A 15,707-nucleotide genomic window follows, 5' to 3' on the forward strand; every position below is an offset into this window, starting at 1 on the left:
TCCTGCCGTGAGCGGTTTTGCGATAGAAAGGATCATGGTCTTGCGTGCTGCCGGTCACAACTGGGGGTGTGACGCGGCAGACTTTTACGCCACGAAAACCGCCCGGATCGATTGATCCGGGCGGTCAATGGGCGATACGCAGCGTCAGGATGCGGCTACGTCGCTGTAGATTGCCTCGATCTGCAGCTGAATGTCCACTCCGCGGTCCTTGAGCCACGGCACCGGGTCCAACGGCTGCCCGTTGACATGCACCTCGAGATGCAGTTGGGGGCCGTAGGCGTGGCCGGTGTTTCCGACCAGGCCGAGCTGGTCGCCGGCCTTGACCTGCTGCCCCTCCTGGACGGTGACCTCGGAGGAGTGACCGTAGATCGCCTCGCTGCCGTCCGGGTGCTGGACGATCACGGCGTAGCCGTAGCCGCCGAACCAGCCGGCCTTGGTGACCGTGCCGTCGTGGATCGCGATGTACGGGGTGCCCTCCGGGGCGACCAGGTCGATGCCGGTGTGCAGCTTGCCCCAGCGCACGCCGTAGGGCGTGTTGAATTCGTAGCCGTGCAGGGGGAGCAGCCAGACATCCTGCTCGGTGGCGGCCTTGCTGTCCGTGCGGCTGTCCCGGGAGGCGCGGTCGGCGCTGTCGGCGCGGGCCGACGCGTCCTGGCTGGTGACCGAGGCCTGCTTGAGCTGGTCGAGGACCGACGGGCTGACGCTCTTGGCGTCGGGGAGGGCGTTCGCGCCGAGAGCGACGATGCCGGCACCCACGAAGGCGGTGGTGACGACCGCGGCGTAGCGGCTGCGGGGAGGGGTGGGTACGCGGCGGCGACCGCGATATCTATCGGGCTCAGACGACAGGCGCTGGCGCACGCACACCCTCCGTTGTCGGGGATCCGATGCGACCGCCAACCGTTCGGCGCAGCTCCGTCGAGCGTCCGGCGACCGCGTCGTCACCCGTCCGTAGACCTGATGACAACCGTGGACACGGTAGCCAACAGCCACTCGTGTCACAAGCCAAAGCGCCGAAATGGCGTTTCGTTATGTCCGTTTACATGCGCTCTTGTCATAGCTCATGCCGCCGGTCGGATGGCCCTGCAACTGGCCGTTCGTGGCGCAGAGTGACCGTTCGGCGGAGGTGTCCGGCTTCCAGTGTGCGTGGCCGGACGGTAGAAGCGCCGCCCGGGTACCCGGCCCCCGGCCGGCCGGGTTACCGTTCGTTCAGCTGACAGTTCCGGAGCCGGCGAAAGGTGTGCGCTGATGAGCTCTCGTATTCGGGTAGTCGTCGCGAAGCCTGGCCTGGACGGTCATGACCGGGGCGCGAAGGTTGTCGCGCGAGCCCTGCGCGACGCCGGTATGGAGGTCATCTACACGGGCCTGCACCAGACCCCGGAGCAGATCGTGGAGACCGCGATCCAGGAAGACGCCGACGCGGTCGGCCTCTCCGTGCTGTCCGGCGCGCACATGACCCTGTTCAAGCGGGTGCTGGAGCTGCTCGCTGAGCGCGACGCGGCCGACATCGTGGTCTTCGGAGGCGGCATCATTCCGGACGCCGACATCCCCGAGCTGGAGCGGCTCGGCGTCGCGAAGATCTTCACCCCCGGTGCCACCACCCAGTCCATCGTCGAGTGGGTCCGGGGGAACGTCGCCCAGCCGGTCGGCTGACCAGCGCGCCCGGTTTCCTGAGAGCAGGCAGGGGGAGGGGCCGGACGCACCCCTCACACGCCCGGCCCCTCTATGCACGATGCCCCGCCGCCACCCCTCGACCGACAGGGCATCGGCCGTCTCCCGCCATCGCGCCTGACCAGCGCTCCGACATCAGACTCAACGACGCCCCCACCGGGGGGTTACGCCCGTCCGCCAACATCCCCCGGACGACTGACATCCGGCCTGCGGGGCCCGTGGCGCGTGCGCCGGGAGGGCGGGTGGGGCGCGCGCCGGGAACGGCCGGCAGTTCGCCGGGACGGTACGGCCGGGGCAAGGGCCGTATCGTGTGCCTGCCCACACCGCGTTCCCGCGGTCGACGACTTTCAGCCGGGAGCCCGCCGTGACCCAGCCCTCCCCGCAGCCGGATCCCACCGGCGGATGGACGCCGCCGTCGGGCCAGCCGGACGCCGCCGCAGCCCCCGGCTGGGGCCAGGCCCCTCCGCAACCGCCCGCCGGCTGGCCCCCGCCCCAGCAGCCGGGCCAGGGTTGGCCCGCGCCGCCGCAGCAGGCGTATCCGGCGGGGCCGGCGTACCCCGGCGGGTTCGGCCCGGCGCCGCTGCCGCCACCGTGGCAGTCGCCCCCGACGGCCAAGCGGATTCCGGCGGACCTGCCGTTCGTGGTCCGGCCGAACCTGCGCAAGCGGGCGCTGCTCTTCGGCGGCCTGTTCCTGTTCATCGGCCTGGTGATGGCCTGCCCGCTGGGCCTAGCCGCGTCGTCCGCGGGCGACGCCGGGCTGCTGTTCGTCGTCGTCCCGATGGTCATGCTGTTCGTCGCGGTGCCGGTGGGCCTCCAGCTCTGGCTCATCTCCTCCGGCGGCCCGGTGCTCGCGGTCGGGCCGGACGGGCTCTGGATCAAGACCCGGCCGACCCGGGGGCAGGCGATCTGGCTCCCCTGGACGGCAATCGACCGGATTTACCTGCGACGCTGGTCGCTGGAGAAGATGCTCTGCGTCAAGCCGCGCGACCCACGCGTCGGCACCGGCCTGGGCGCCTTCACCGCGCTGGACTCGGGGCTGCAGCAGGCGTTCTTCGGCACCGGCTTCACCGCCACCGTCAATTTCGCCGACCGCTCAGAGGAGGAGATCATGCGGGCGGTCGTCGGGTATGCGGCCGGCCGCTGCCGGGTGGGCTGACCCGACGCGCCGGGTGGCTGTGCATTACCACACACGCCGCACCCGCTTGATTGCCGCCGGTGGCCGCCTCGTTAGGCTGCGGCAAATGGCCTGTCTCATCTGATGACAGGCGTCAAACTGATTTTCCAACGCTGGTGGCGGCGCGACGGCGCGCCGCGGAGACGGGACGGGACGCGCAAACGTGGACCTGTACGAGTACCAGGGGCGGGACCTGTTCGAGCGGCACGGGTTGCCCGTGCTCGCCGGCGGCGTCGCCACTACCCCGGAGGAGGCCCGCGCGATCGCCGAACGCCTCGGCGGCCGAGTGGTCGTCAAGGCGCAGGTGAAGGTCGGCGGCCGTGGCAAGGCGGGCGGCGTGAAGCTGGCCGAGGGCGCGGAGGAGACGGTGGCCCGGGCCACCGACATCCTCGGCATGGACATCAAGGGCCACACGGTTCACAAGGTCATGATCACCGTGACCGCGGACGTGGCCGAGGAGTACTACTTCTCGTACCTGCTCGACCGGGCGAACCGCACCTTCCTCTGCATCGCCAGCGTCGCCGGCGGCATGGACATCGAGCAGGTCGCCGCCGAGACCCCGGAGAAGGTCGTCAAGGCCCCGATCGACGCCAACATCGGCGTGGACGAGGCGAAGGCGCGCGAGATCGTGACCGCTGCCGCCTTCCCGGCCGAGGTGGCCGACCAGGTCGTCGACGTCGCGGTGAAGCTGTGGCAGGCGTTCCTCGCCGAGGACGCCACGCTGGTCGAGGTGAACCCGCTGGCCAAGACCAAGGACGGCAAGCTGCTGCTGCTGGACGCGAAGGTCAGCCTCGACGAGAACGCCGGGTTCCGGCACCCGGACCACGAGGCCCTGGTCGACCAGGCCGCGGTCGACCCGCTGGAGCAGGCCGCCAAGGAGAAGGACCTCAACTACGTCAAGCTCGACGGCGAGGTCGGCATCATCGGCAACGGCGCGGGCCTGGTCATGTCCACCCTCGACGTGGTGGCGTACGCGGGCGAGCGGCACGGCGGCGTCAAGCCGGCCAACTTCCTCGACATCGGCGGTGGCGCGAGCGCCGCGGTGATGGCGAACGGCCTGGAGATCGTCCTCTCCGACCCCTCGGTCAAGAGCGTCTTCGTCAACGTTTTCGGCGGCATCACCGCCTGTGACGCTGTCGCCAACGGCATCGTGCAGGCGCTCGCCCTGCTCGGGCAGCGCGGCGAGCAGGTCACCAAGCCGCTCGTCGTCCGTCTCGACGGCAACAACGCCGAGGCCGGTCGGGCGATCCTCGACGGCGCGAACAACCCGTTGATCGAGCGGGTCGACACCATGGACGGCGCGGCCGAGCGGGCCGCTGAGCTGGCAGCTGCGGGGGTCTGACAATGGCTATCTGGCTGACCAAGGACTCCAAGGTCATCGTGCAGGGGATGACCGGTTCCGAGGGTTCCAAGCACACCCGGCGGATGCTGGCCGCCGGCACCAACGTGGTCGGCGGCGTCAACCCGCGTAAGGCGGGCCAGACGGTCGACTTCGACGGCACCGAGCTGCCGGTCTTCGCGACCGTCGCCGACGCCATGAAGGAGACCGGGGCCGACGTCACGGTCATCTTCGTGCCGCCGCAGTTCACCAAGGCCGCGGCCGTCGAGGCGATCGACGCCGGCATCGACCTGGCCGTGGTGATCACCGAGGGCGTGCCGGTGCACGACACCGCCGCGCTCTGGGCGTACAACGTGGCGAAGGGCGAGCGGACCCGGATCATCGGCCCGAACTGCCCGGGTATCGCCTCGCCGGGCGCCTCCAACGCCGGCATCATCCCGGCCGACATCACCGGCAGCGGCCGGATCGGCCTGGTCAGCAAGAGCGGCACGCTGACCTACCAGATGATGTACGAGCTGCGCGACATCGGCTTCTCGACCTGCGTGGGCATCGGCGGTGACCCGATCATCGGCACCACCCACATCGATGCCCTGGCCGCGTTCGAGGCGGACCCGGAGACCGACGCCATCGTGATGATCGGCGAGATCGGCGGCGACGCCGAGGAGCGGGCGGCCGAGTTCATCAAGGCCAACGTCACCAAGCCGGTCGTCGGCTACATCGCCGGCTTCACCGCCCCGCCCGGCAAGACCATGGGTCACGCCGGCGCGATCATCTCCGGCTCGGCGGGCACCGCCGACGCGAAGAAGGCGGCGCTGGAGGCGGTCGGCGTCAAGGTCGGCAAGACCCCGACCGAGACCGCCAAGCTGATGCGGGAGATCATGTCCGGCCGCTGAGCGGTCGTGTGTGTGGTGCCGAGGGGGTCGACCGGATCCGGTCGACCCCCTCGTTGTCTCAGCGGTACCAGTACGGGTACCAGTAGGTGCCCCGGGCCCGGGCGATCGCGCTGCCGATGAGGTTGATGACGCCGAACGCGATGGCCAGCCAGCCGGCCAACTGGGATCGCTGGAAGCGCCGCGCGTCCCGGATCGACAGGTAGCCGAAGACGATGCCGAGGACGCCGCAGCAGAACAGGCCGAGGATGATCCCCACGATGCCCCAGAAGACGGTCCGGTCCCGGCCGGCGGGCGGTGGCGGCGGATACGGAGCGTTCACGGCTTCCTCCGAGCGGTCGCTGCCGCGACAAGACGGTCGCGCCTCCTCGGCCGAGGCTAGACCGTTACGGGGCCGCCGGCCGCGTGATCACGCAACTCGCCGCGGCGCGAGGCGGTATCGGACTGCCGCCGTTCGCGCGGCATGCCAGAGTAGAGCCGATGCCACCCGTCACCCCTGACCAGCCCCGCCTGCCCGCCGCCGATGTCGTCGACGGCCGGCCGATCGGCCGTGCCGGTCCCCGGGTGCCCGCGCCCCGGTCGGGGGAGGCGCCCCGCAGCCGGGCCCCGCTGCCCGTCGCCGCCGGGGTGGCGGCCACCTGGGCCGCCGTGACGTCCTGGCTACCGGTGACCCTGGTGCTCGGCCTGGCGCAGCTCAGCGCGGATGCCGGCTCGCTTTCCGGCGCGCTGCGTGCCGGCCTCGCCGGCTGGCTGCTCGGCCACGGGGTGCCGCTGCAGACCGCCGCCGGGCCGCTCGGCCTGGCGCCGCTCGCCCTGACCGCGCTCGCCGTCTGGCGGCTCACCCGCGCCGGTGTGCACGCCACCCGGGCCATCGGCGCCCGCGGTGGTCGCTCGCCCCGGCAGGCGCTCACCGTCGCGATCGCCGTCGGCATCGGGTACGCGCTGCTCGGCGCACTCGCCGCAGTCGCGGTCAGCGCCGGCGGGCCGCGGGTGTCCCCGGTCCGGGCCGGGCTGACCTTCGCGCTGCTGGGCACCCTCGCCGCGCTGGTCGGGGCGGCGCGTACCACCGGTGTGTCGGTGCTGCTGGCCCGGCGCTCCCCGCCGCCGTTGCGGGACGGGCTGCGGACCGGGCTGGTCGCCGGGCTGCTGCTGCTCGGCGCGGGCGCCGGGGCGGCCGGGCTCGCCGTGGCGACCGGGGGCGGCGACGCGGCCGACATGATCGGGGCGTACCGGACCGGGGTGGCCGGCCAGGCGGGCATCACCCTGGTCAGCCTCGCCTACGCCCCGAACGCCACCATCTGGTCGGCCAGTTACCTGCTCGGGCCCGGGTTCGCCGTTGGCACCGACACAGCCGTACGCACCAGCGAGGTGTCCGTCGGCGCGCTGCCGGCCGTACCGCTGCTGGCCGGACTGCCGCGTGGGCCGATGGACGGGCTCGGCGCGGGACTGCTCGCGGTGCCGGTGCTGGCCGGGATGACCGCCGGCTGGCTGCTGGCCCGGCGGCTGGCCCGGGTCGCGGCCGAGGACCGGGCGAGGGCCGGCTGGCCGGCGCTGCTTGTCCCGGCGCTGCTCGCCGGCCCGGTTGCCGGGGCGGTGCTCGGCGTGGCCGCCGCGATCTCCGGTGGGCCGCTCGGTGGTGGCCGGCTGGCCGAGATCGGCCCGGTGTGGTGGCAGGTGGCCGGGGTGGCCGCGGCGGTCGTCGCCGTCGGCGCGCTGCTCGGGGCCGCCGCCACCAGGATCCTCACCCGTGAGGCCGGCGGCGGCCGGGGGCGGATGCGGGCGGAAACGGCGAGGGGCGCCCCGGATGCTTCGGGGCGCCCCTGAGCTGCCGATGGATCAGGGGGAGGTCGGCAGGGCGACGTTGGCCACCATCCCCAGGATGAACAGCACGATGCCCAGCCCGGCCCCGATGCTGCCGCAGATCAGGCCGGCCTTCGCCTGGCCGTCGTTGTTGGCCAGCCCCTGCGCGGCCTTCTGCCGGCCCAGGTAGCCGGTGACCGCTCCGGCGATGCCGATCGGGATGCCGATGTACAGGCAGCAGATCAGCGGGATCGACGCGATACCGAGGATCATCGACACCAGGCCCAGCGTGTTCTGCTGGCCCTGCGGCTGCGGGTAGCCGGCGTTCGGGTACGTCGGCGCGCCGTACGCCGGCTGCTGCTGCGCGTACGGGTCCTGGTAGGGCTGCTGCCCGTACGGCTGGCCGGCGGTGGGCTGCTGCCCGTACTGCGGTGCCGCGGGCGGCTGGGCGTACGGGTCCTGGGGCTGCTGCGGGGCGGTCGGGTCCTGCGGCGGCTGCTGGCCGTACGGGTCCTGACCGGGGTAACCGGGCTGCATTGCGGGGTGCTCCTTGGACTGGAGGTCGGTTGTCAGTGGTTAGTTCGTGGTGCTGGTGAAGAAACTTCCCAGGGCGCCGAAGAGGCAGCACACCACGACGATGCCGATCCAGACGAGGCCGATGATCAGGGCCAGCTTGGACCACTTCTTCGACTCGGCGGCGGCGGCCTGGGCGCCGGCGTAGTCACCCTGCTGGAGCAGCGGGTTGACCTTGGATGCGTTGATGATCGCCGGGATGGCGAGCGGCCAGAACAGGAAGATCGCAACGATTGACATGGTCATGTTGTTGTCGATCTGCGGCTGCTGCTGGGGGTATCCGGGCTGCATCGGACGTCCTCCTCATTCCAAGCACCGCTGCGGTGCTCACTCGCTTAAGGGGTGCGGGGCCCAGGCGCGCGGCCGGACTCCGAGCGATCGGCAGCGTATCGTGCCGGCGCCACCCCGAGTGATCAGCAGCGAGGCCGCCGCCCGAGCACTGGGACTCCTGAGCTGCCCGATAGGGTGGCCGGGTGACCGAGCCCGCGTCCGTTGCCCGTCTCGTCGTCCTCATCTCCGGCTCCGGCAGCAACCTCCAGGCACTTTTGGACGCCAGCGCCGACCCCGGCTACGGCGCGCGGGTGGTGGCCGTGGGCGCCGACCGCGATGGGATCGCCGGTCTGGACCGGGCCGCCGCGGCCGGGGTGCCGACCTTCGTCGAGCGGGTGAAGGACCATCCGACCCGCGCGGACTGGGACGTCGCACTCACCGCCCGGGTCGCCGCGTACCAGCCTGACCTGGTGCTCAGCGCCGGGTTCCTGAAGCTGGTCGGCCCGCACTTCCTGGCCGCGTTCGGTGACCGCTACCTGAACACCCACAACACTCTGCTGCCGGCCTTTCCCGGCATCCACGGGCCCCGCGACGCTCTCGCCTACGGCGTGAAGGTCACCGGCGCCACCCTGTTCTTCGTCGACGCCGGAATGGACACCGGCCCGATCGTCGCCCAGGTCGCCGTGCCGGTGCTCGACGATGACGACGAGGAGACGCTCACCGAGCGCATCAAGGAGGCCGAGCGGCGCCAGCTCGTCGACCAGGTCGGTCGGCTGGTCCGTGAGGGTTGGACGATCACCGGCAGAAAGGTCACCGTTCCGTGAGCACCACAGAGGACACCCGCCGCTCGATCCGGCGGGCGCTGGTCAGCGTCTACGACAAGACCGGTCTGGTCGAGCTGGCCCGGGCCCTGCACCAGGCCGGGGTGGAGATCGTGTCGACCGGCAGCACCGCGTCGACGATTTCCGGCGCGGGCGTGCCGGTGACGCCGGTCGAGCAGGTGACCGGCTTCCCGGAGATCCTCGACGGCCGGGTGAAGACCCTGCATCCGAAGATCCACGGCGGGCTTCTCGCCGACCTGCGCAAGAACGCGCACGCCGATCAGCTCGCCGAGCACGGCATCGCCGGCATCGACCTGCTGGTCTCCAACCTCTACCCGTTCCAGGCCACGGTCGCCTCCGGCGCGAGCCAGGACGAGTGCGTCGAGCAGATTGACATCGGCGGGCCGGCGATGGTCCGGGCCGCGGCCAAGAACCACGCCTCGGTCGCCGTGGTGACCGACCCGGCGGCGTACCCGGCGCTGCTGGCCGCGCTCGCCGAGGGCGGTTTCACCCTGGCCCAGCGCCGGGCGCTCGCCGCCCGGGCGTTCGCCGACATCGCTGAGTACGACGTGGCCGTCGCCGAGTGGTTCGCGGCCACCCTGGCCCCGGCGGCCGACGGGTGGCCGGAGTTCGCCGGGCTGGCGCTGCGGCGGCAGGCGGTGCTGCGCTACGGCGAGAACCCGCACCAGGCGGCCGCCCTCTACGCCGACCCGGCCAGCCCGGCCGGTCTGGCCCAGGCCGAGCAGCTGCACGGCAAGGAGATGTCCTACAACAACTACGTCGACGCGGACGCCGCGTGGCGGGCCGCGAACGACTTCCCGGAGCAGCCGGCGGTGGCGATCATCAAGCACGCCAACCCGTGCGGCATCGCGGTCGGGACGGACGTGGCCGAGGCGCACCGCCGGGCGCACGCCTGCGACCCGGTCTCCGCGTACGGCGGGGTGATCGCGGTGAACCGGCCGGTCTCGGTCGAGCTGGCCCGGCAGGTCGCGGAGATCTTCACCGAGGTGCTGGTGGCCCCGGGCTACGAGCCCGGCGCCGTCGAGATCCTCCAGGCCAAGAAGAACATCCGGCTGCTGCACGCCCCGGAGTTCAATCCGCTGTCGGCCGAGTTGCGGCAGGTCACCGGCGGCATGCTGGTGCAGTTGCGGGACCGGATCGACGCCGAGGGCGACGACCCGGCGCACTGGCGGCTGGCCACCGGGGAGGCGGCCGACGAGGCGACCCTCCGTGACCTCGTGTTCGCCTGGCGCGCGGTCCGCGCGGTGAAGAGCAACGCGATCCTGCTGGCTCAGGAGGGTGCCACCGTCGGTGTCGGGATGGGCCAGGTGAACCGGGTCGACTCGGCGCGGCTCGCGGTCAGCCGGGCCGGCACCGACCGGGCCCGCGGGTCGGTCTGCGCCTCGGACGCGTTCTTCCCGTTCGCCGACGGCCCGAAGATCCTCATCGAGGCCGGGGTGCGGGCGATCGTCCAGCCGGGCGGGTCGATCCGCGACGACGAGACCATCGCGGCCTGCAAGGAGGCCGGCGTGACGATGTACCTCACCGGCACCCGGCACTTCTTCCACTGAGCTCGGTCGCACGCCGGGCGCGGCCGACCGGCCGACGCCCGGCGGCTGACCAGCCACAGGTACGACACGCTGCCGTTGCCCGCCCGCAAATGTTGTTGCTACCGTGGCCCCGGCAGCAAGCGATCGATCCTCCCCATTGTCTCCCCGAGCGGTTCTCCTCCTACCGACAGGTGCACTCCATGCGCGTGCTCGACCGGTTGGCCGCCGTCGTCGTCGCGTTGGCGTTCGTCCTGGTCGGCCTGGGTGCGCCCGCCCGAGGGGAGGCTCCCGAGCCCGGCGCGGTGGTCACCGCCGCGCACCGGTCGATCGTCAACGCTCCGGTCGCCACGCCGGACCGTCCCGCCCCTCCCCCCGGCGACCCCCGAGCCGTCGTGGCCCGCCCCGACGCTCCGTCGGACGCGCGGACTGATTTCTCCGGCGGAGACCGTGGTGACCACCGCGCCGGCGTAGTTCTCACCGATGGACCGGACGATCTCCTCCCGGCCGCGCCCGGGTGCCTCGACGGCCCGCCCGACCGGGTGGTCGCCGCGACCCGCTACCGCCCGCCGGCCGTAGCGCTGTCGCCGCGCGGCGCCCGGCCCACCCGGGCCCCGCCGTCCGCCGCCTGACTCTCCCCGTCCACCCGGCTGGCCGCCGCGCTCGGTGGCGTCGTAGCCGCAACGCGGGGGCCCCGCCCCCTCTTCCTCCGGGGGCGGGGCCTGCCTCGTTTCCACCCCGTCGGTCGGCCGTCGTGCGATCGCCGGATCGGCGTCGGCCGGGAGCGGGGTGCCTCACCGTCCCCTGTCGAGCTGACATCACGAACGAATCGCAACGAGAGCGGCAGGGACCGGGAACCGGGTGCCCGGGGTGGCGCGTCCGAGGGGCTGGAGTCAGCGGCACCGGTCCCGACCCGAACGGCGAACGGAGGCAGGACGATGAGGACGATGGCGGCTGCGGTGGCCGTGAGCGGGTTGCTGCTGGTGGCAGGGTGTGCACCGACCCGGGCGGAACGTACCGCCGCGCCGGCCGGGCCCGCCGCCGTGCCTGAGCCGGAGCCGGTCGACGTGCGGTGCGGGCCGGACGGCGTGACGGTCTCCGGGACGACGGTCCGCGCGGGCCGGGCCGGCGTCCCGGTCCGCGTCGGCGGCACCGCCCCGGCGGGCACCTACCTGAACATCGGCTGGACCCACGGCGGCGAGGGAAACCCGGTACCCGCGTCACCGACGGTCTGGACGCTGGCCGTGCCGCCCGGGCAGCTGCGGCTGAGCTGCTCGAACGTGGAGAAGCGAGAAGCGGTGGTGACGGTCGTCGACCCGTCCAGCTTCTGGCGTCCGGGCACGACCGCCGACCATTCCTGCCCGCCCGGCGGGATCCCGTCCTGGAAAGTCGGTCCCGGGCGGGGCACGAGTGCGAACGCCGCCCTGGCGGACCTGACCCGCCAGCTGTCGGAGTACCAGGGCCAGCCGACGAGCTGGCGAAAGTTGCCGGTCGGCTACCTCGACGCTCCGGTCTCGACGTGGCTGCTGGCGGTCCAGGGCGAGCCCCGGATCACCGCACTGGTCCGGCGTACCGGATCGGAATTCAAGGCCGACCCCGACGCGCTGTGCGGGCCGCTGCTGCGTTGACCGGGACGAACCGGAGCGGCCGCCCCCGGACGGGGACGACCGCTCCGGTGTCAGCTCAGGCGGCGGGGCGTACCTCGGCGAAGTGGCAGGCCGAGGGGTGCGGGTCCGCCGCGCGGAGCACCGCGTACGGCTCCTTGGTGGCGCAGAGGTCCTGCGCCTTCCAACACCGGGTGCGGAACCGGCAGCCCGACGGCGGGTCGGCCGGGCTCGGCACGTCGCCGGTGAGCCGGATGATCCGCCCGTCGTCGCGGGCGTCGGGGTCGGGCACCGGCACCGCCGAGAGCAGCGCCTGGGTGTACGGGTGGGTGGCCCGCTCGTAGATCTCCTGCTCGGTGCCCATCTCCACGATCTTGCCGAGGTACATCACCGCGACCCGGTCGGAGATGTGCCGGACCACCGACAGGTCGTGCGCGATGAAGATGTACGACAGCCCGAACTCGTCCTGAAGCTGCTCCAGCAGGTTGATCACCTGGGCCTGGATGGAGACGTCCAGGGCCGACACCGGCTCGTCGCAGACGATGATCTCGGGCCGCAGGGCGAGCGCCCGGGCGATGCCGATGCGCTGGCGCTGGCCGCCGGAGAACTGGTGCGGGTAGCGGTTGACGTGCTCGGGGTTGAGCCCGACGACGTCCAGCAGCTCCTGCACCCGCAGCCGCTTGCTGCCCTTCGGCGCCGCCTCCGGGTGGATGTCGAACGGCTCGCCGATGATGTCGCCGACCGTCATCCGCGGGTTCAGCGAGGTGTACGGATCCTGCATCACCATCTGCATGTTGCGGCGCAGCCGGCGCAGCTCCGCCCCGGAGGACTTGAACAGGTCCTTCCCCTCCAGGGAGGCCCGGCCGGCGGTCGGCTTCTCCAGCCGCATCAGCAGCCGGGCCAGGGTGGACTTGCCGCAGCCGGACTCGCCGACCACGCCGAGCGTCTCGCCGCGGCGCAGCTCGAAGCTGACCCCGTCGACCGCCTTGACCGCGCCGATCTGCTTCTTGAACAGCACGCCCTGGCTGATCGGGAAGTGCTTGACCAGGTTGTCGACGGTGAGGAGGGTCTCGCCGCGGACCTTCGTCGGGCTAGCGGGCGCTGTCATCACGAACCTCCTGGGCGAAGTGGCACGCGCTGGTCCGGCCCCCACCCAGGGTCAGGTCGCGTGGCACCTCGTCCACGCAGACCTGCTGGGCGTACGGGCACCGGGGGTGGAACGGGCAGCCGGAGGGGATGCGCATCAGGTTCGGCGGCAACCCCTTGATCGTCGACAGCGCCTGGCCGCGCACGTCCAGCCGCGGGATCGAGGCCAGCAGTCCCTTGGTGTACGGGTGGGCCGGCGTCCGGTACAGCGAGCGCACGTCGGCGTGCTCGACGATCCGGCCGGCGTACATGACGGCGATCCGGTCCGCGACCCCGGCGACCACGCCGAGGTCGTGGGTGATCAGGATCATCGCCATGTCGAGGTCGCGGCGCAGGTCGGCCAGCAGGTCCATGATCTGGGCCTGCACGGTGACGTCCAGCGCGGTGGTCGGCTCGTCGGCGATGAGCACCCTCGGGTTCAGGGCGAGCGCCATCGCGATCATGACGCGCTGCCGCATGCCCCCGGAGAACTGGTGCGGGTAGTCGCCGAGCCGCTTCGCCGCGGCCGGGATCTTGACCAGGTCCATCAGCTCGACGGCGCGGCGGCGGGCGTCGGCGCGGGACATCCCCTCGCGCTGGCGCAGCGTCTCGCCGATCTGCCAGCCGACCGGGAAGACCGGGTTCAGCGCGGAGAGGGCGTCCTGGAAGATCATCGCGATCTCCTTGCCCCGCACCTGCCGGCGCTCCTCCTCGGACCGGGTCAGCAGGTCCCGGCCCTGATAGAGGATCTGGCCGGAGCGGATGTGCGCCGGCGGGGTGTCGAGGATGCCCATGATCGCCTGGGCGGTCACCGACTTGCCGGAGCCGGACTCGCCGAGCACGGCCAGGGTCTCGCCCGGGTCGAGGTGGTAGGACACCCCGTTGATCACCTTGGCCACGCCCTCGTTGGTGCGGAACTCGATGTGCAGGTCCCGTACCTCGAGCAGGTGGCCACCGGGCGGGGCGGGGGTGGCCGGCACCGGCCGGACGGCGGATTGAGTCATGGCGGTCACCGCAGCTTCGGGTCGAAGGCGTCGCGGATCGCGTCGCCGAGCATGATGAAGGCGAGCACGGTCAGCGCGAGGAAGGCGGAAGGCACGGCCAGCGGGGTCGCCGACTCGCGCATGTGCACCCGGCCGGCGTCGATGTCGATGCCCCAGGAGATGGTCGGGGCCTTGAGGCCGATGCCGAGGAAGCTCAGCGTCGCCTCGGCGGCGATGAACGAGCCGAGCGCGATGGTGAGCACCACGATCGCCGGTGCGAGGGCGTTCGGCAGGATGTGCCGGAACATGATTCGACCATTGCCGGCCCCGAGCATCCGGGCCGCGGCGACGTAGTCCTGCTCCTTGGCGGTCATCACCGAGGAGCGGACCACCCGGGCCGCGGTCGTCCAGCCCAGCGCCGCCAGCACGAAGATCACTGCAGCGATCCGGATCGTGGAGCTGTCGCTGTGGACCCGCTTGAGCAGCACGATCGCGGCGAGCAGCAGCGGGATGCCGAGCACGATGTCGATCACGCGGGACAGCGCCGCGTCGACCCAGCCGCCGAAGTAGCCGGCGAACATCCCGACGGTCAGCGCGATCAGGCCGGTGAACAGCGCGGAGAGCGCGCCGACCAGCAGCGAGGCCCGGGCCCCGTAGACCGCCCGGGAGTACGTGTCGCAGCCCTGGAAGTCGTACCCGAAGAGAGCCCCGCCGGACGGCCCGGCGTGCTGCCGGGAGAGCACACAGTCGCGCGGGTCGTTGGCGGTGAACAGCGACGGGAACGCGGCCATCGAGGCGACCAGCACGACCAGGGTCAGGCTGATCCAGAAGATCGGGTTGCGGCGCAGGTCGCGCCAGGCGTCGCCGGCCAGGCTGCGCGGCTTCTGCGGCGCGTTCGCCTGCTGGAGTGTGCCGGTGTCACTCATAGCGAATCCTCGGGTCGAGTACGGCGTACAGGACGTCCACCACCAGGTTGGAGACGAGGTAGACCACGACCAGCACGCTGACGATGCCCACCACCAGGGGGCCGTCCTCGGTGCGGATGCCGCGGAAGAGGTTGAAACCGACACCGGGGATGTTGAACACACCCTCGGTGATGATCGCGCCGCTCATCAGGTTGCCCAGCTCGACGCCGAGGAAGGTGACCACCGGGATGAGCGAGTTGCGCAGCACGTGCACGCTGACGATCCGGCGCTTGAGCAGCCCCTTCGACCGGGCGGTGCGGACGTAGTCGGCGCGCAGGTTCTCCGCCACCGAGGTACGGGTCAGCCGCAGCGCGGTGGCCAGCGAGAGCGAGCCGAGCACGAGGCCGGGCAGCAGGAGCGCGTACATGCTCGGCTCGGCGCCGGCGGTCGGCGGGAAGAGCTGCCACTTGACGCCGAGCAGGTACTGGGCCAGCGGGGCGAGCACGATGGTCGGAATGCCGAGCACCAGCAGGGTGAGCACCAGCGTCGAGTTGTCGAAGATGCTGGCCCGGCGGATGCCGGCGATCACGCCCGCGGTGACGCCGAAGACCACCGCGACGGCCATCGCGATCAGCGCCAGCTTCATGGTGACCGGCCAGGCGGTGGCGAGGATGTCGCTGATCTGCCGTCCGGTCAGCGACTGCCCGAGGTCGCCGTGGAGCAGGTTCTTGAGGTAGTCGAAGTAGCGGTAGAAGAAGCCGCCGACGCCGGTGGCGTCGAGGTGGTACTTCTCGGTCAGATATGCCCGCTGGGCCGCGGTGACGGGTCGTTCCCCCGCGAGCGCCTGGATGGGGTCGCCCTGGCCGGCGAACATCAGCGCGTAGACGATCAGCGTGGTCCCGAAGAACGCGAGAACCATCTGGAGCAGTCGCCGCAGAATGAAGCGGAACATCCTGAAGTCTCTCTGGGAGGGGCGGAAGGTTCGCCGCTCACGGGTCGGGCCACCGG

17 protein-coding genes are annotated in these 15,707 nt (G+C 71.9%); 9 read left to right on the forward strand and 8 right to left on the reverse strand.

Annotated features, from left to right (window positions below):
- Positions 1-144: 144 nt before the first annotated feature.
- Complete coding sequence (locus AB0C02_RS05270; protein ID WP_357541365.1) at positions 145-858, reverse strand: M23 family metallopeptidase; 714 nt, start codon at positions 856-858, stop codon at positions 145-147.
- Positions 859-1,245: 387 nt separating this feature from the next.
- Here AB0C02_RS05270 and AB0C02_RS05275 point away from each other — a divergent pair, with 387 nt between their 5' ends.
- The 4 genes from AB0C02_RS05275 to sucD all read left to right on the forward strand — a co-directional run bounded on the left by AB0C02_RS05275 (position 1,246) and on the right by sucD (position 5,074).
- Positions 1,246-1,650 carry a cobalamin B12-binding domain-containing protein gene (locus AB0C02_RS05275; protein ID WP_357541367.1) on the forward strand — a complete coding sequence of 135 codons (405 nt, stop codon included), beginning with the start codon at positions 1,246-1,248 and terminating at the stop codon, positions 1,648-1,650.
- A 382-nt stretch (positions 1,651-2,032) separates the two neighbouring features.
- Complete coding sequence (locus AB0C02_RS05280; protein WP_357541369.1) at positions 2,033-2,824, forward strand: hypothetical protein; 792 nt, start codon at positions 2,033-2,035, stop codon at positions 2,822-2,824.
- A gap of 181 nt (positions 2,825-3,005) precedes the next feature.
- Entirely contained in the window at positions 3,006-4,184 is a 1,179-nt protein-coding gene (gene sucC, locus AB0C02_RS05285) for an ADP-forming succinate--CoA ligase subunit beta (protein ID WP_357541371.1), read from the forward strand.
- A 2-nt stretch (positions 4,185-4,186) separates the two neighbouring features.
- Positions 4,187-5,074 (forward strand): succinate--CoA ligase subunit alpha, encoded by an 888-nt coding sequence (gene sucD / locus AB0C02_RS05290; RefSeq protein WP_357541373.1) that lies wholly within the window; start codon positions 4,187-4,189, stop codon positions 5,072-5,074.
- Positions 5,075-5,132: 58 nt separating this feature from the next.
- On the opposite strand, the gene AB0C02_RS05295 is transcribed toward sucD, so the two are convergent.
- Positions 5,133-5,393, reverse strand: coding sequence for a DUF4190 domain-containing protein (locus AB0C02_RS05295; RefSeq protein ID WP_357541375.1), 261 nt, complete (start codon positions 5,391-5,393; stop codon positions 5,133-5,135).
- A gap of 158 nt (positions 5,394-5,551) precedes the next feature.
- Between AB0C02_RS05295 and AB0C02_RS05300 the strand changes: the two genes are divergently transcribed.
- Positions 5,552-6,895, forward strand: coding sequence for a DUF6350 family protein (locus tag AB0C02_RS05300; protein ID WP_357541377.1), 1,344 nt, complete (start codon positions 5,552-5,554; stop codon positions 6,893-6,895).
- Between the two features lie 12 nt (positions 6,896-6,907).
- Here the strand turns inward: AB0C02_RS05300 and AB0C02_RS05305 are convergent, their stop codons facing one another.
- On the reverse strand, positions 6,908-7,408 hold the full coding sequence (locus tag AB0C02_RS05305) for a hypothetical protein (protein ID WP_357541379.1): 501 nt from the start codon (positions 7,406-7,408) through the stop codon (positions 6,908-6,910).
- Positions 7,409-7,447: 39 nt separating this feature from the next.
- Positions 7,448-7,735, reverse strand: a complete 288-nt coding sequence (locus tag AB0C02_RS05310; protein ID WP_357541381.1) for a CD225/dispanin family protein — start codon at positions 7,733-7,735, stop codon at positions 7,448-7,450.
- Positions 7,736-7,917: 182 nt separating this feature from the next.
- On the opposite strand from AB0C02_RS05310, the gene purN reads away from it, so the two are divergent.
- From purN to AB0C02_RS05330, 4 genes are all read left to right on the forward strand, one after another.
- Entirely contained in the window at positions 7,918-8,538 is a 621-nt protein-coding gene (gene purN, locus AB0C02_RS05315) for a phosphoribosylglycinamide formyltransferase (protein ID WP_357541383.1), read from the forward strand.
- Positions 8,535-10,106, forward strand: coding sequence for a bifunctional phosphoribosylaminoimidazolecarboxamide formyltransferase/IMP cyclohydrolase (gene purH / locus AB0C02_RS05320; protein WP_357541385.1), 1,572 nt, complete (start codon positions 8,535-8,537; stop codon positions 10,104-10,106). Before purN ends, purH begins: the two co-directional genes overlap by 4 nt.
- A gap of 179 nt (positions 10,107-10,285) precedes the next feature.
- Positions 10,286-10,714 carry a hypothetical protein gene (locus tag AB0C02_RS05325; protein ID WP_357541387.1) on the forward strand — a complete coding sequence of 143 codons (429 nt, stop codon included), beginning with the start codon at positions 10,286-10,288 and terminating at the stop codon, positions 10,712-10,714.
- Between the two features lie 315 nt (positions 10,715-11,029).
- The gene (locus AB0C02_RS05330; protein WP_357541389.1) at positions 11,030-11,710 is read left to right on the forward strand and encodes a hypothetical protein; all 681 of its coding nucleotides are present in this window, start codon (positions 11,030-11,032) and stop codon (positions 11,708-11,710) included.
- A 55-nt stretch (positions 11,711-11,765) separates the two neighbouring features.
- Here AB0C02_RS05330 and AB0C02_RS05335 read toward each other — a convergent pair whose 3' ends face one another.
- Genes AB0C02_RS05335 through AB0C02_RS05350 form a run of 4 tightly spaced genes read right to left on the reverse strand, consistent with a single transcriptional unit; the run spans position 11,766 to position 15,651 of the window.
- Positions 11,766-12,794 (reverse strand): dipeptide ABC transporter ATP-binding protein, encoded by a 1,029-nt coding sequence (locus tag AB0C02_RS05335; protein ID WP_357541391.1) that lies wholly within the window; start codon positions 12,792-12,794, stop codon positions 11,766-11,768.
- Complete coding sequence (locus AB0C02_RS05340; protein ID WP_357541393.1) at positions 12,778-13,815, reverse strand: ABC transporter ATP-binding protein; 1,038 nt, start codon at positions 13,813-13,815, stop codon at positions 12,778-12,780. Before AB0C02_RS05340 ends, AB0C02_RS05335 begins: the two co-directional genes overlap by 17 nt.
- A 5-nt stretch (positions 13,816-13,820) precedes the next feature.
- Complete coding sequence (locus AB0C02_RS05345) at positions 13,821-14,720, reverse strand: ABC transporter permease (RefSeq protein WP_357541395.1); 900 nt, start codon at positions 14,718-14,720, stop codon at positions 13,821-13,823.
- Positions 14,713-15,651: an ABC transporter permease gene (locus AB0C02_RS05350; protein WP_357541397.1), complete on the reverse strand. Its 939-nt coding sequence runs from the start codon at positions 15,649-15,651 to the stop codon at positions 14,713-14,715. Before AB0C02_RS05350 ends, AB0C02_RS05345 begins: the two co-directional genes overlap by 8 nt.
- Between the last annotated feature and the right edge of the window lie 56 nt (positions 15,652-15,707).

It is taken from the genome of Micromonospora sp. NPDC048999, assembly GCF_040649295.1.
Lineage (GTDB): Bacteria > Actinomycetota > Actinomycetes > Mycobacteriales > Micromonosporaceae > Micromonospora.